At 40.1% G+C, this 15,456-nt stretch carries 14 protein-coding genes; 5 read left to right on the top strand and 9 right to left on the bottom strand.

All coding sequences use genetic code 11. The annotated features are described in order from the left end of the window. Position 1 precedes the first annotated feature (1 nt). The gene (locus tag BM073_RS00485; RefSeq protein WP_091648760.1) at positions 2 to 1,090 is read left to right on the top strand and encodes an SO2930 family diheme c-type cytochrome; all 1,089 of its coding nucleotides are present in this window, start codon (positions 2 to 4) and stop codon (positions 1,088 to 1,090) included. Positions 1,091 to 1,263: 173 nt separating this feature from the next. On the opposite strand, the gene BM073_RS00475 is transcribed toward BM073_RS00485, so the two are convergent. The 7 genes from BM073_RS00475 to BM073_RS00445 form a co-directional block, all read right to left on the bottom strand. Continuing rightward, positions 1,264 to 1,842, bottom strand: coding sequence for a porin family protein (locus tag BM073_RS00475; protein ID WP_091648755.1), 579 nt, complete (start codon positions 1,840 to 1,842; stop codon positions 1,264 to 1,266). A gap of 69 nt (positions 1,843 to 1,911) precedes the next feature. Then, the gene (locus BM073_RS00470; RefSeq protein ID WP_091648753.1) at positions 1,912 to 2,982 is read right to left on the bottom strand and encodes an alanine racemase; all 1,071 of its coding nucleotides are present in this window, start codon (positions 2,980 to 2,982) and stop codon (positions 1,912 to 1,914) included. A 1-nt stretch (position 2,983) separates the two neighbouring features. Continuing rightward, positions 2,984 to 3,424 carry a GNAT family N-acetyltransferase gene (locus BM073_RS00465; RefSeq protein ID WP_091648750.1) on the bottom strand — a complete coding sequence of 147 codons (441 nt, stop codon included), beginning with the start codon at positions 3,422 to 3,424 and terminating at the stop codon, positions 2,984 to 2,986. Position 3,425: 1 nt separating this feature from the next. Then, positions 3,426 to 4,856, bottom strand: coding sequence for a sodium:solute symporter family protein (locus tag BM073_RS00460; RefSeq protein WP_091648748.1), 1,431 nt, complete (start codon positions 4,854 to 4,856; stop codon positions 3,426 to 3,428). Positions 4,857 to 5,052: 196 nt separating this feature from the next. After that, positions 5,053 to 5,802: a succinate dehydrogenase/fumarate reductase iron-sulfur subunit gene (locus BM073_RS00455; protein ID WP_091648745.1), complete on the bottom strand. Its 750-nt coding sequence runs from the start codon at positions 5,800 to 5,802 to the stop codon at positions 5,053 to 5,055. 23 nt (positions 5,803 to 5,825) lie between these two features. Continuing rightward, positions 5,826 to 7,760 (bottom strand): fumarate reductase/succinate dehydrogenase flavoprotein subunit, encoded by a 1,935-nt coding sequence (locus tag BM073_RS00450; protein ID WP_091648743.1) that lies wholly within the window; start codon positions 7,758 to 7,760, stop codon positions 5,826 to 5,828. 14 nt (positions 7,761 to 7,774) lie between these two features. Beyond that, entirely contained in the window at positions 7,775 to 8,455 is a 681-nt protein-coding gene (locus tag BM073_RS00445; protein WP_091648741.1) for a succinate dehydrogenase cytochrome b subunit, read from the bottom strand. 320 nt (positions 8,456 to 8,775) lie between these two features. On the opposite strand from BM073_RS00445, the gene BM073_RS00440 reads away from it, so the two are divergent. Further along, a complete protein-coding gene (locus BM073_RS00440) occupies positions 8,776 to 11,550 on the top strand; it encodes a T9SS type B sorting domain-containing protein (protein ID WP_091648738.1) in 2,775 nt (924 codons plus the stop codon). Continuing rightward, positions 11,547 to 11,969, top strand: a complete 423-nt coding sequence (locus BM073_RS00435; RefSeq protein WP_091648736.1) for a thiol-disulfide oxidoreductase DCC family protein — start codon at positions 11,547 to 11,549, stop codon at positions 11,967 to 11,969. Before BM073_RS00440 ends, BM073_RS00435 begins: the two co-directional genes overlap by 4 nt. On the opposite strand, the gene BM073_RS00430 is transcribed toward BM073_RS00435, so the two are convergent. Continuing rightward, a complete protein-coding gene (locus BM073_RS00430; protein WP_091648734.1) occupies positions 11,966 to 12,925 on the bottom strand; it encodes a sodium-dependent bicarbonate transport family permease in 960 nt (319 codons plus the stop codon). The genes BM073_RS00435 and BM073_RS00430 overlap by 4 nt on opposite strands. 86 nt (positions 12,926 to 13,011) lie before the next feature. Between BM073_RS00430 and BM073_RS00425 the strand changes: the two genes are divergently transcribed. Further along, positions 13,012 to 13,941, top strand: a complete 930-nt coding sequence (locus tag BM073_RS00425; RefSeq protein WP_091648731.1) for a LysR family transcriptional regulator — start codon at positions 13,012 to 13,014, stop codon at positions 13,939 to 13,941. Positions 13,942 to 13,994: 53 nt separating this feature from the next. After that, complete coding sequence (fabD, locus tag BM073_RS00420; RefSeq protein ID WP_091648727.1) at positions 13,995 to 14,870, top strand: ACP S-malonyltransferase; 876 nt, start codon at positions 13,995 to 13,997, stop codon at positions 14,868 to 14,870. A gap of 36 nt (positions 14,871 to 14,906) precedes the next feature. Here the strand turns inward: fabD and folK are convergent, their stop codons facing one another. After that, complete coding sequence (gene folK / locus BM073_RS00415) at positions 14,907 to 15,392, bottom strand: 2-amino-4-hydroxy-6-hydroxymethyldihydropteridine diphosphokinase (protein WP_091648724.1); 486 nt, start codon at positions 15,390 to 15,392, stop codon at positions 14,907 to 14,909. Positions 15,393 to 15,456 lie beyond the last annotated feature (64 nt).

The following is a 15,456-nucleotide window of genomic DNA, read 5'->3' as shown; positions in this document are numbered from 1 at the left end:
CATGATCTTGAATAAGTTCACTTCTTGGATCGCCTTTGGAATTCTTCTATTCGCTATTTTTTCCTGCAAAAAAGAGACTTCGGAGGAGGCAGTAGCTGAACTTACCGTTGAAGAAGAAAATGCCGATGGAAATTTCCCCTACAAGTGGTTATCTACTTATAGCTTTTTTGAAGGTGAGCTTAATAAATTACACCAAAACTCAGAGCTTCTAGAGTACTCTCCTGCATCTTCCCTATTTACTGATTATGCATTAAAGTCTCGTTTTGTATCCATTCCTAAGGATAGTATCGCTGAAATCATTGATGGGGAAATCAATTTTCCAGAGGGAACCATATTCATCAAAAACTTCTATTATCCGGAAGATTTCAGGAAACCAGAGGACAAAAAGAGAATTATTGAGACTAGACTTTTGATCTTAGGAAGTACGGGTTGGGAAGCTTATCCTTATATCTGGAATGAAGCCCAAACAGATGCTCAGCTCAAGGTGGTTGGCGGACAAACAAAGGTAAAATTCACAAGTCTGGATGGGAAAGAACAGGTAATTGACTATCTAATCCCCAATAAGAATCAGTGTAAATCTTGCCATAATAAGAATGAGCATATGGCTCCTATTGGAGCGCAAATTAAACATCTCAATTGGGAAAAAACTGAGGGAGCAAGTCCTAAAAATCAATTAATTGTTTGGCAGGAAAAAGGAAAATTATTAGGATTCGATAATCCACAAAAACATCCTAGTCTGATTAATTACGAGGATAAAAATCAAACCCTTAACCTGAGGGCAAGAGCTTATTTGGATATTAACTGCGCTCATTGTCACAATGCAGAAGGACCAGCCAGTACTTCAGGGTTATTTTTAGATTATGAAGAAACAGACCCTTTAAAATTGGGGCTGAATAAAACTCCAGTAGCGGCAGGAAAAGGAGCGGGAAAATTCACTTATGATATTTTACCAGGGAAACCTGATGAATCTATCCTTTTACACAGGATGAAAAGTACTGAGGTGGGAGTTGCTATGCCTGAAATTGGAAGAACTACTGTCCACGAAGAAGGAATTCAGCTGATTAGGGATTGGATTTTGTCTTTAAAGTAAAAGAGGCTGTCTCAGAATTAGCTCTAGTGTCAGCCTGAGCGCCTGCCTGACGCAGTCAGGAAGTCGAAGGCCATTTCTATCGTTGTGGTCTACATTTCGATCCCGGACAATTGTCGGGACGCTCAATGTGACAAATTGCACTTTTGGGACAGCCTCTTTGCCTTCTATTGTTTTCAAAGAGATATTCCCAAGGAAATTTTAAACCCTCTATTGTATACATCAGCGTCACTGTCCTTAAAAACCGGAGTCATTCCGAAATCATATGAACCTTGGAGGTTTAAACCCGAGGCAGGATTAAAACCAATTCCAAAGACCAATCCAGTGTCTAAATCCCTGACATTGGAAGTCTGAAGGGAAACCGTAGAACTCCCGAAATCTCCCTCAAATTTGGAATCTAGTAAAAATGAGACTTGAGGTCCTGCAAATATATTGAAGCTATCTCCGGCCTTTAAACGTAATAGCACAGGCACATCAACATAATTCAAAATTGCTCTGCTGTTCAATGCATCATTATTTTGCGTACCCTTCACAGAGTAAAATACACCTGGCTCCAAGCTTACAGGGCTATCCGGTAAGAAATTGGCATAAATCCCTGCATGGAATCCTGCTCTATTGGTGTAATCATTTTCTGAAACATCACTTCCTCCGAAGTTGAAGAAGTTAACACCTCCTCTGAAACCGATGCCAGACTGAGCTTGGACATTGCTTATCATCAATAAGCCAAACCCTAAAATCAATAGGTATTTTTTCATGATAAATAAAATAGTTGGTAAGCGAACAAAAGTCCAAAATTAATGCCAATAGCCTAACCAGCTTTCTATTTATATGACGGTTTTATCCACGTAATTAGAATTCAAAATACCCAAAGCCCCCATGTATTTGAGGTCAAATGTCAATTCATCGCCTACGTGATACTTATTCGGGTTTTCTCCCAAATTAATGATAATCATATCTGAACTAGCGCCTAATATTTCTATGCTGGAATCCTTTGGCAATAGATACTTAGGGTCAACGTCAAGAAGCCCTACATCTACAATTGCCCTATATGAGGTCTGTCCGTAGAGGCTTTCATCAATTTCTGCCACCTCTCCCTGAGGATTGGCTGCAAGATTCCCAACTGGAAGTAAAGGTTTTTCCTGCATTTCGATGATCTCTGCATGCAGCTCGAATACATCACCATGCATCCCTTCGATTATTTTTTCTTCAAACAGATCCACTCCAAAAAATAGGGTCTCCCCTACTCTAAAGTGATTAATTCCCATTGGCAGTTGATGAGTCAGCATCAGAGGAATAGTCACAGAAGTGCCTGCCGAAACCCAAGGAATCTTTTTATTGAATTTCAGTTCGATGATTTGCTTGTACAAAGAAAGCTGTATCAACTTATCAGTTGAAGGCATTACTCCGTTGAGGCAATTGAGATTCGTGCCCAAACCTATGATTTCAATATTTGGGAGCTTAAAAACTTCCGAATAGAAATCAACCAACTGTTCTCCCATCACCCCTTCACGCAGATCACCGGTTTCAACCATAATAATGATCTTATGCTTTTTATTTTGGAGCACAGCTTCTTCACTGATCCAATGAATAGTCTCCAATTCACTGTTGAGTGAGACATCAGCAAATTCTACCATTTTGCCCACATTCCTTTTGGAAACAGGCTTGATATAAACAGTCTGAACTTCTGGATTCAGCTTCTTGACCATCGCAAGATTGCTGATTCGGCTGTCATGAACTTCATCAACCCCAAGGTTGATCAATTCCTGCAAAAAAAGTCTATTACCGCATAGTAGTTTGGAGACTACTCCCCATGCAACGCCGCTTTCGTTAAATTTCTTTTTAAGGAACTCAAAGTTGTCTTTGAGCTTGGATTTATTTAATGTGAGATAAGCCATCTTACTTATTCAATCTCATTTCGAGGTATTTGTTTGTAAATCCTAGTCTTTCATACAATTTTTTCGCCGGATTATCTGGTTCTACGTGCAATGCAATTGCTCCATTTGCCATTTTGATAGCCATATCCATGATTTTTCCGCCGATCCCTTTTCCTCTTTGAGAAGCATCTACAGCGATATAAACCAGGATATTTTCAGGAATATAACTAGACATACCAGTCTTATTCATCACCAGCGTTCCTACAATTTTCCCACTTTCACGAGCAATGACTACAAAGCCACCTGCATGAAGTCCCTGATCAAGTGCATAATCCAAGCACTTCATAATATCATCTTTAGGGTCTCCATATTTTCCCAAATGCTCAAACAGAAAATCTGCTATTTCATTTTTCTGAAGGAAAGTTGCATTATCAATTGCGGAGAGAGTTTCTAATTTTATCATATTATTTATTACTAGGGATAAAGATTTGATCAATTTTATAAATACTAATATAAGTAAATAAAGAGGCAGTTAAGCCAAATAAGTTGGCATCCAAGCCAAATGGAAGCCCTACTTCCAAGAAGGTAAGGGTAGCTGTCAAGCCCCCTCCTATTATCATTGCAGACACCGCAGCTTTTGAATTATCCTTTTTAAAGAATAGCCCAGCCACAACTGGTACAAGTAAACCAGATACCATGAAGGCATAGGAATAAAGCATCAAGCTTAGAACTTCCGTCATTTGCCAAGCAATTACTATCGCTACTATTCCAATCAGCAGTGTCAATAATTGGGACACTCTCATCTCCAACTTGTGAGATTTCCCTTTTAAATATTTGCCTAACAAATCTGTAGTTAAATTTCCAGATGCAGCCATCAAGCAAGAATCAGCTGTAGAAAGAACCGCAGAAAAATAAGCAGACATCATTAATCCTAAAATGCCCGCAGGCAAAATCTGGCTTAGCAAAACAGGCAATCCCATTTCCGGATCCATGGCCGTAGTAAAACCTTCTAAAGCACCCTGCTCAACCGCGACTCTTGAAAGTAAACCCAAAGAAACTCCCATCAGCGCCATGATTGGCCATTCAAACAGTCCGGCAATAAACCATGCTCTTTTAGCTGTTTTGACATCTCGGGCTGCGAAAATCCTTTGATAGAGCGTCATTCCTACAAACCAAATTGGGATAATAGTAATTCCCCAATTGAATAAATCCTGCCAAGTTAAATTGGAAAAGGAGAAGAATTCAGCTGGCAAGGTGGATTGAATTCCCTGCCATCCACCTACATAATGAAAGGACATGGGTATACCGATAAACATCAAGCCTAGCATCAAAATAATCCATTGGATAGTATCTGTGTAGATAACAGCTTTAAGCCCTCCCATCACGGTGTAAACAACTGCTATCGCACCCATGATCAATAAAGCCGTTTGCAAATCCAAAGCCTCAAAAGTACCTGAAGCCAATTTTGCACCGGCTAATAATTGAGAAGAGGTAAATCCTAAATATCCCAAAAAACAGATCAAAGCTGCCACTCTTGCAGTGGTGGAATTATAGAGATATCCTACTATCTGAGGAAAGGTGAAAAATTTGGCAAATGCCGGGTCGGACTTTACTCTAGGAATTAAAATAACTGCTGCAAGCCAAGCTCCCAATAATCCTGTAAAAAGCATCCAGGAACCTGAAAGCCCCATTGCGAAACCTAAGCCCCCTAGTCCAATTGAAAATCCTCCACCTACATCAGTTGCTACAACTGATAATCCAATATGAAGACTACCTATACTCCTGCCTCCAACATAATAGTCCTCCTGTCCTGTGTTTTTTCTCATGAAAAAATAGCCCACACCTAGCATGGCGATCATGTATATCAGGAAGATCAAGAGATCTATGGAATGCATTATGTTTTTGGATTTGTATCAATTGATTTTAAAATATAATTTTTCAAAGTTAGCAAAAAAGCCTCTAATTTGAAATTTTATTGGGTTTTTATGTTAAAAATAACTTTTCAGTCCTATTTCCACTTTAAAAAACACAAATTGAATGTATAGAAACAAAAAAGCCAGGCGAACCTGGCTCTTTTCGTAAATATGGATTTTAGACGTTTTCGCTACTCACCACTGCAGAGAAATACTCTCTATTCATTCTCGCAATATTGGTTAGGGAAATACCTTTAGGACACTCCGCTGCGCAGGCACCTGTATTGGTACAAGCTCCGAATCCCTCGGCATCCATTTGAGCAATCATCTTTTCTGCTCTTTCTTTTCTTTCTACCTGCCCTTGTGGCAACATGGACAATTGAGAGATCTTTGCCGAAGTGAAAAGCATTGCCGAGGCATTTTTACAAGCTGCTACGCAAGCACCACAACCGATACAGGTCGCCGCATCAAACGCTTCATCTGCAATTTTCTTAGGGATAGGAATTTCGTTTGCATCAGGAACACCACCGGTGTTTACGGATACATAACCCCCGGCTTGAATAATTCTGTCAAATGAAGATCTGTCTACCACTAAATCCTTTACCACTGGGAAAGCCTTCGCTCTCCAAGGTTCGATGGTGATGGTCTCACCGTCGTTAAAAGATCTCATGTGCAACTGACAGGTAGTAGTTTGCTGAGGACCATGTGGCTTACCATTGATATACATGGAGCACATTCCACAGATACCTTCTCTACAGTCATGATCAAAATGTACAGGATCTTCTCCTTTTTCAGTCAATTGTTCGTTGAGCACGTCCATCATTTCCAAGAAGGACATGTCTTTGGATATTCCCTCTACAGGGTAGGAGACAAACTTGCCTTGATCGGCGTTGTTTTTCTGTCTCCAAACTTTTAATGTCAATTTCATACTACTATGAATTTTTGTCTTGATTATTTATATGAGCGCTGGGTCAACTTCACGTTTTCAAACTCCAATGGCTCTTTGTAGAGTTCTTCCTCCTGATTGTCCCCTGTGTATTTCCAGGCAGCAACGTAAGCGAAGTTTTCATCATCTCTCAAAGCCTCTCCTTCCGGAGTTTGATATTCCTCTCTGAAGTGTCCTCCACAGGACTCATTTCTATTCAAAGCATCATCGATCATCAATTCTCCCAATTCAAGGAAGTCAGCTACTCTATGCGCTTTTTCCAAAGACTGATTAAGTTCCTCATTATCACCAAGGACTTTCACGTCTTTCCAGAATTCTGCTCTCAATGCTTTGATTTCAGCTTTAGCTTTTGACAAACCTTCAGCCGTTCTAGCCATTCCGCATTCATTCCACATGATTTTACCAAGTTTCTTATGGAAATAATCGACGGTTTTTGACCCTTTAATGCTCAAAAGCTTTTGGATTCTCTCCTTCACTTCTTTCGCAGTCTTTTCGAACTCCGGATGGTTGGTATCCACTGGCTTTGGTCCGATTTGAGCTAGGTAGTCTCCCACAGTGTAAGGGATCACGAAATAACCATCCGCCAAACCTTGCATCAAAGCAGATGCTCCTAATCTATTCGCACCATGGTCAGAGAAGTTAGCCTCTCCCAATGCATACAAACCAGGCACAGTTGTCATCAAATTGTAATCTACCCAAAGCCCACCCATTGTGTAGTGAACAGCTGGATAAATCATCATAGGTACTTTGTATGGGTTTTCACCGGTGATTTGCTGATACATATCGAAAAGGTTACCATATTTAGCTCTGATCACCTCTTCAGTATCTCTTTTGATTGCATCTCTGAAATCCAAGAAAACAGCTTCACCAGTTTCATTCACCCCTCTTCCTTCGTCGCAAACATATTTTGCATTTCTTGAAGCCACATCTCTTGGTACAAGGTTACCGAAAGAAGGATATTTTCTCTCTAAATAATAATCCCTTTCATTCTCAGGAATATCATTTGCTTTAATCTCACCTTTTCTCAGCTTTTCTGCCATTTCTTTGGAGGCAGGCACCCATACTCTACCATCATTTCTCAAAGATTCTGACATCAAAGTCAATTTTGACTGATGATCTCCAGAAACTGGGATACAGGTAGGGTGAATCTGAGTATAGCAAGGGTTCGCAAAGTAAGCACCGCGCTTGTGAGCTCTCCAAGCCGCTGTTACATTGGAACCCATTGCATTTGTTGATAGGAAGAACACATTTCCATATCCTCCTGTACAAAGCAATACTGCATGGGCAGCATGTGTTTCAATGGCCCCGGTAATCAGATTTCTGGTCACAATACCTTTGGCTTGACCATCGATCACCACCACGTCCATCATCTCGGTACGAGGATATAATTTTACTTTTCCGTTAGCAACTTGTCTACTCAAAGCTGAATAAGCTCCCAATAACAATTGCTGTCCGGTTTGACCACGGGCGTAGAAGGTTCTGGAAACCTGCGCTCCTCCGAAGGAACGGTTGGCCAAAAGACCTCCGTATTCACGTGCGAATGGTACACCTTGAGCTACGCATTGGTCAATAATATTAACTGATACCTCCGCTAGGCGGTACACATTTGCCTCTCTGGCACGGTAGTCACCACCTTTTACGGTATCATAAAATAATCTGAATACTGAGTCGCCGTCGTTTTGATAGTTTTTAGCAGCATTGATTCCGCCCTGAGCCGCAATAGAGTGCGCTCTTCTTGGACTATCCTGGAAACAAAAAGCCTTGACATTGTAACCCAACTCTGCCAGAGAAGCTGCCGCAGAAGCTCCTGCTAAACCTGTACCCACTACGATGACCTCGTACTTTCTCTTGTTTGCCGGATTGACCAGCTTGCTGTTAAACTTGTGCTTAGTCCATTTTTCTGCTAAAGGACCAGCAGGTATTTTGGAATCTAGTATCATACGGGACTATTAAATTAGCTAGTGAAATAGATATAAAGTGGCATGCTCGCAAATACCGCAGGAACCACCACACAATAAATCTTACCTACAGTTTCTATTGCAGGAGAATATTTTTTATGACTTAAACCTAAAGTCTGGAATGCACTTGCAAATCCATGCGATAAGTGAAAGCCAAGGAAACCCATTGCTATAACGTATCCTGCAACCAATAATTCATTCTGAAATGCGAATGTTACTATTCTAAAAAGGTCTTTGTACTCTTCTCCTTCATAGGTAACAGTTGGTACATTCCCCCAGTGCATTTCATACCAAAAGCCTTGTAAGTGAACTACCAAGAAAATTAAAATGATAGTACCCAGAATCCCCATATTTCTGGAAGACCAAGTTGAATTGGTAGAAGCTTTGGACTCGGCGTAACCTACTGGTCTAGCTGCTTTATTCTGTCTAGTCAGCCAAATAGACCAAATTACGTGTCCAATGATAGAAATATAGGTTAAATAAGAGAGGATCTTTACTGCCGGATTAGTAGTCATAAATTTGGCATAAATATTAAATGCCTGACCATCATCGCCTTTGAAAAGCAATAAATTTCCTGATACGTGCCCTGTCAAAAACAGGATGAGGAATAAACCGGTCAATCCCATGATCAATTTTCTTCCCAGTGTGCTACTTAAGGTTTTGGTAACCCAGCTCATACAATTTTTTTGGATTAGTTTAAAACGAATGTCTTATAATAACTGCTCCAAATTTACATGTGGAACAGCTAGTAAACAATCCATTCATAATCTCCTATCTTATTTTAAAAGGTTCTAAATAAAATCGTTGTTCAAACGTTTTAAATAGCCAGTCTATGAGTTCATTCAACAGGCTGTTTGATTTTATTGTTTGATTTTACGGAGAATTTCTACTTACTTCCCTTTATTTCGTAAGTATATTTCGAAGAATTAAACACGAGGCGTCAACTTTTCGTCTCTTCAAGTGTTTTTAAAATAAAATTGGATCAATCGGGAATACCATGAAGCTTAAACTTTCTCTCGGATTTTTATTCGTCTACTTCATTTTAGGCCTTGTTACTGTTTGGGCTACTCACATTCGTGCCGGAGAAATCATCGCCGAAAGAACTTCCGTACAGACTTTAACCTATAGAATTACAGTAGTCGGATATACAGATACCCGATCCAATGTGGTCTTCGGTCCGGGAACAATCAACTTTGGCGACGGAAGAGTGGAACAGCTCAATACACAAAGTGATTTTTCTCTCGTTGAAAGTTTAGGAAACCAGATTGAAAAAAACACATTCGTAATTAGCCATACTTTTCAGGGTCCTGGAGTTTACACAATCAGATTTCAGGAGTTCAATAGAAACGACCTCACCCTCAATATGGATAATTCGGTTGACACTCCTTTTTATGTAGAAACTCAGATTACCATAGACCCATTTATTGGAGTTAATAATTCCCCGGTACTTACCATTCCTCCGGTAGATAATGGTGCTGTTAATGTTAGGTACATACATAACCCAGGAGCTTTTGATCCAGATGGGGACAGCCTTTCATATGAATTAGATATACCAAAGCAAGCTTTTCAAAGACCGGTAAATAATTACAGAAGCCCTGCAAGCAGCGAATTTAGCTTCAGTCAAGAAAATGGCGCTACTCCTGCTTTCCTCAGATTGGACCCTATTTTTGGAGATCTTATCTGGGATGCTCCAGGTACTGCAGGTCAGTTCAATGTCGCCTTTAGGATAGTAGAATGGCGAAAACTGGATGGCAAATGGATCCGCATTGGGTATGTAGTCCGAGACATGCAGATCATTATTGAAAACTCCAATAATCGAAGACCAGAATTAATTTTACCACCGGACCTCTGCGTAGTAGCAGGAACCAATATCCAAGAAATAATCCAAGGTCAGGATCCTGATGGAGATCCTATCAAAATAGAAGTCTTCGGGGAGCCCTTGGAAATATCCAATCCAGCAAATTATGCCCCTGTCTCTACCTTCCAACCAAGCCCTGGAATAGTCAATTTCAATTGGCAAACGGTCTGCAATCACGTTCGGGCTAGAGAATATGATGTGAGAGTTCGAATCACAGATCAGCCAAGGTCCGGACCGGCATTGGTCGATGTCAAAACCTGGAGAATTAAAGTGATCGGACCACCTCCTGTTTGGAATGAATTGGAACAACTTCAGGGAAGGTCTGTAGAATTGAATTGGAATCCTTATGCATGTGCTAATTCTGCTTCAGAAATGCAGATATGGAGAAGAATTAATTCTGACCCCTATGAGCCAGACAGTTGCGAAACAGGTATTCGACCAGGTTATGAGCTAATTGGCACAACCAATATGCAGACTTTTAGCTTCACTGACCTGAATGGTGGTGAAGGCCTAGCTCCAGGCAATACATATTGCTACAGATTGGTAGCTGGATTCCCTGCTCCTAGATCAGGGGAAAGTATAGTATCTGATGAAATTTGTATCACGATTGACGTAGACGTTCCTATTATTACCAATGTAAGCGTAGAGGCAACAGACACTCAGGACGGGGAGATATTTATCAAATGGACTCCCCCTTATGATATTGATCAAACTCAATTCCCTGGACCTTATTCCTATGAATTGCTGAGAAGCGAAGGCTTTACAGGAAATCAAAACCGAACTAGCTTAGGGATCACCTCTGATACCTTATTTACTGACACCGGACTGAATACCGAGGATCTGGTTTACAATTATCGTGTAGTATTATTAGACAACAATACTAAGATTGATACTTCTTCTTCCGCCTCATCGGTAAGATTAGAACCTACCATCATCAATGAAGCCATTGAGTTAAACTGGAGCTTTACAGTTCCTTGGAATAATTCTGTCAGTGAATTTAAGCATGAGGTATATAGAAATAGAACTGATGCAAATGCACAGGATACAGACACCTTTGAACTCATCGCGGAGGTAGATGTAACCACAGCCGGTTTTACCTACTTGGATGATGGAAGCTTTAATGGAATTCCTTTAGAAAAGGAATTGGAATACTGTTATTATGTCATCACTAAGGGTGCCTATAACGTGGATGGATTGGAATATCCTTTAGAAAATAAGTCACAAATAATCTGCGCTGAACCGGATGACAATAGACTACCTTGCCCACCTGTTTTGACATTTGAAGGACCGGAATGTAGCGCCTACGTGGCGGAGCAACCGTGTAATTCCAACACTTATTTTCATGACTTAAGTTGGGAGCCTGACTTCTCAGGAGAATGTGATGACGAGTTGGCAGGATATAGACTTTACTTCACACCAGATGGTGAAGAAGGCCAGTTTGAATTAGTGGCCCAGTTATCCGCTATCCAGCTTTCCACAAGAATCAACAATCTGCCTAATTACAGAGGTTGCTATTATATTACTGCGATAGATAGATCTGGTAATGAAAGTGAGCCTAGTAATATCGTTTGCGTAGACAATTGCCCTAATTATGTGCTACCGAATGCCTTTACACCAAATGGAGATGGATTGAATGATACATTCTCTGCTTTCGATAATCCATTCTCTCAATGTCCACGATTTGTGACTGGGGTAGAGATTATGATTGTCAATCGTTGGGGAGCTGAAGTATTTACTTACAATAGTCTGGAGTCAAACGAGAATGATATTTTCATTCGCTGGAATGGAAGAGATAAAAATGGAAATGATTTACCGGCTGGTACTTACTTCTATTCCGGAAAAGTATTCTTTGATGTATTAGATCCAAGCTTGAGAGAGCGAACTCTTAAAGGAACCATTCAAATCCTTCGATGAGTCAAAATAAATCCGTCATCTTCTTTGATGGAGTCTGCAATCTCTGCAATTCTTCCATTGATTTTATAATCAGAAATGATAAAAATAATCAGTTTCTAGTGGGAGCATTGCAGGATGATTTTAGTAAAAAAATTCTTTCCAAATTTGATGTCAAAGAAGATTATTTAGACTCTTTGGTGCTGATTCAGGACTCAAAAGTATTCTACCGAAGTACAGCTGCACTAAAAATCTCCAAACATCTCGCTGGACTTTGGCCAATTTTTTATCCCTTAATTATTTTACCCAGATGGTTGAGAGACCCAGTTTATGATTGGATTGGGAAAAACAGGTATAAATGGTTTGGGAAAAAAAACACATGCCGATTACCCAAACCGGAAGAAAGGGCAAAGTTTCTATCTCCGGAAAATAGCCCGATTTAGAAATACTGTATAATCATCCAGTAAACTGGCATTCCAAAGGTGATATTGAATGGGAATGTGATTGCCAATGCCATTGGGATATAAAGTCCTTCATCGGCTTCAGGGTTTGCTAATTTCATAGCAGCAGGAACCGCAATGTAGGATGCCGAAGCAGCCAAGATTGAGAAGATGAATCTGTCACCTGATTCAGGGGCAATCCAATGACTGATAAAGGCCACGATACACCCATTGATTAGAGGAACTACTATAGCAAATACAGTAGAGAAGTACCCGTATTTGAAAAAGGATTTCAGCTTCCTACCACTGCTTATCCCCATATCCAATAAGAAGACAGCCAAGAAGCCTTTGAAAATATCTGTCACAAAGGGCTTAATTCCTTCTGCTTGTTTTTCATCCGCTATAAACCCAATTACCAAACTTCCTAAAATCAGGAGTACTGAAGCGTTGGTCAAAGCATGCTTAACAATTTGTCTCATCCCTCCTTCAGGCTTGGTATCAGAGTATTTCCTCAATAAAATCACCCCTGAAATAATTGCAGGAGCCTCCATCAATGCCATCACTGCAACCATATGTCCTCCAAAAGAAGTGCCTTGTATATCCAAGAATGCAACTGCGGCGACAAATGTTACGGCTGAAATTGAGCCATAAGCTGCTGAGATCGCTGCGGCATTGGGTGTTCCCAATCTTTTTCTCAAAATAAAAAAGGTATAAAAAGGAACTCCTGCTGAAAGTGTCAGGCCAAATAAAAGGGCCCAAACAATTGATATATCAAATTCACTGTGCGATAATTCCTGACCACCTTTGAAACCGATGGACAACATCAGGTAAAGTGCAATGAACTTGGCAGAGTTTGCGGGTATCTCCAGATCACTCTTGAATCGGACCGCTAAAATTCCCAACACGAAGAACAAAAGACTCGGGTTGGTGAGATTATTAATCAATATCTGGAAATCCATGCTACAAAGATTCCAAAGAGAAAGATTAAAAAAAACAAAAACATAATATTTTTTTATCGTTTATTAGTTTTGTATTAATCTTGATTATGAATATCTCTCTGAATCAGCTAAAAGCATTAAGTAGCATTGCTCACTTTCAAAGCATTACCAAAGCAGCAAAGGCTTTGAATATGACTCAGCCGGCTGTTTCGGTACAGTTGAAAAATCTACAGGAGAACTTTGATGTACCTCTCACTGAAATCATTGGCAAGAAAATCCACATCACAGAATTTGGCCAGGAATTAGTCGATATGTCAGAGCGGATTTTCGCTGAAATGGATCAGATCGAACAGCGAATGATGGAATTGAAAGGCTTATTGGCCGGAAAAATCAGAATCTCCGCTGTATCAACAGGGAAATACATTATCCCCTATTTGATGGCTGATTTCATGAAAATCCATCCTCATGTGGAAATCAACCTGGAGGTGTCAAATCGCTTTAAAGTGTTGGCTCATTTGGAAGAAAACAGCACTGATTTGGCACTAGTATCGATTGCTCCGGATGAAATGAACCTTGAAAGCATCGTCATCGCGGAAAATAAATGGTATTTGGCCTGCTCGCCAAAAAAAGCCGAAGAATACCAAAAACTAATCAGTGAAAATAAATGGGATAAAATTCCCTTTATTTTGAGAGAAAGCGGATCCGGAACAAGAGTGATGATGGAGAAATTTTTTCATGACAGGGACATCAATACCAACAGTAAAATGGAATTGGCTACCAACGAGGCCGTGAAACAAGCCATCATGGCTGGGTTGGGTGCTTCCATTCTATCCTCCTACTCCATGGTCAACGAAATCAAAGAAAAGCGAATTCACATTCTGAAATTCGAAGGACTTCCTATTGTAGCTGACTGGAAATTGGTTTGGTTGAAGCAAAAAAAGCATGCCCCTGCAGTGAAGGCTTTTATCCGATGGGTAAGTGAAAATAAGCGGAAAATTTTCCAAGATCACTTTGAGCAGTTGAACGAATTGGACTAACCATCCACCAAAAGGAAAAATCTTATATTTGCCCTCTCAACAAATTAAAACGCATGAAGGCATTTGTTTTTCCAGGCCAAGGCGCCCAGTTTCCCGGAATGGGAAAAGCACTTTACGAAGAAAACCCAGAAGCAAAAGCGCTTTTTGAAAAAGCGAATGAAATTTTGGGATTCAGAATTACCGATATCATGTTTGACGGAACTGATGAGGAGCTGAAGCAAACCAGAGTGACACAACCGGCAATTTTTCTTCATTCTGTGATTTTGGCAAAAACCACCCCTGACTTCAATCCTGATATGGTTGCAGGTCATTCTTTAGGTGAATTTTCTGCTTTGGTTGCCAACGGTACTTTAGCATTTGAAGATGGCTTGAAATTAGTTTATCAACGAGCTATGGCTATGCAAGAAGCTTGCGAAATCAATCCTTCTACCATGGCTGCAATTTTGGGATTGGCAGACGAAAAAGTAGAGGAAATCTGTGGCCAAATTACTAACGAAGTGGTCGTTCCTGCCAATTATAACTGTCCAGGCCAATTAGTCATCTCCGGATCTAACAAAGGAATTGAAATCGCCTGTGAAAAAATGAAAGAAGCAGGTGCAAAAAGAGCATTACCCCTACCTGTTGGAGGAGCTTTTCATTCTCCATTAATGGAGCCTGCACGAGAAAAATTACAGAAAGCCATAGAAGAAACTACATTTAGCGAGCCAATCTGCCCAGTTTACCAAAATGTAAGTACTACTGCGGTCAGCAATGTGTCTGAAATTAAAGCCAATTTGATTGCTCAGTTGACTGCTCCTGTGAAATGGACTCAATCTGTACAAAACATGGTAAAAGATGGTGCTGTGGATTTTGTGGAATGTGGACCAGGAAAAGTATTGCAGGGCTTAGTTAAAAAAATTCATCCCGAAGCTCAAGTTTCAGGACTTTAAGAATCTAAAACTGCCTCCTAATAAGAGGCAGTTTTTTTATGGCTCCAAAATTTCAACGAGAGACTCATCTGGACAAACTTCCAAGATTTGGGAATTAGTTTGATTTAATATTGGATGAATTTGATCCGGTAAAATTTCGACCAGAGGAATGAGCACAAACTTTCTTCTTTGCAAGTAAGGGTGTGGCACTTTTAAATTTTCATGGTCAATTACCTCTTGATTCCAATACAGGATATCAATGTCCATGGTTCTATTCCCCCAAGTTTCCACCCTTTTTCTACCCAATACTTTTTCAATTCCTTGAATTTCCTTCAAAAACTCCAAAGGTTCCAAGTCTGTAGAGATCACTACTACCTGATTTAAAAAATCCTGGTCAGCCACATTTCCCCAGGCCTCCGTTCGATAAATAGAGGACTTACCTTTTAGTTCTCCAAGATTAAGAAGCAGCTTTTTCGCCTCTTCAATCAAGGTCAAGGTATCACCTAAATTACCTCCCAAAATCAATACAACCTCATTATTCATAATCTGAAGGAAATTATCTTTATTGACTCGTCAAATTAGCCTATTTTAGCTACTTCAAATGTAT

The organism is Algoriphagus ornithinivorans (assembly GCF_900115305.1).
In the GTDB taxonomy this organism is placed as follows: Bacteria; Bacteroidota; Bacteroidia; order Cytophagales; family Cyclobacteriaceae; genus Algoriphagus; species Algoriphagus ornithinivorans.
The sequence above is the reverse complement of the archived record's forward strand: the minus strand, read 5'-3'. Positions and strand labels throughout refer to the sequence as shown.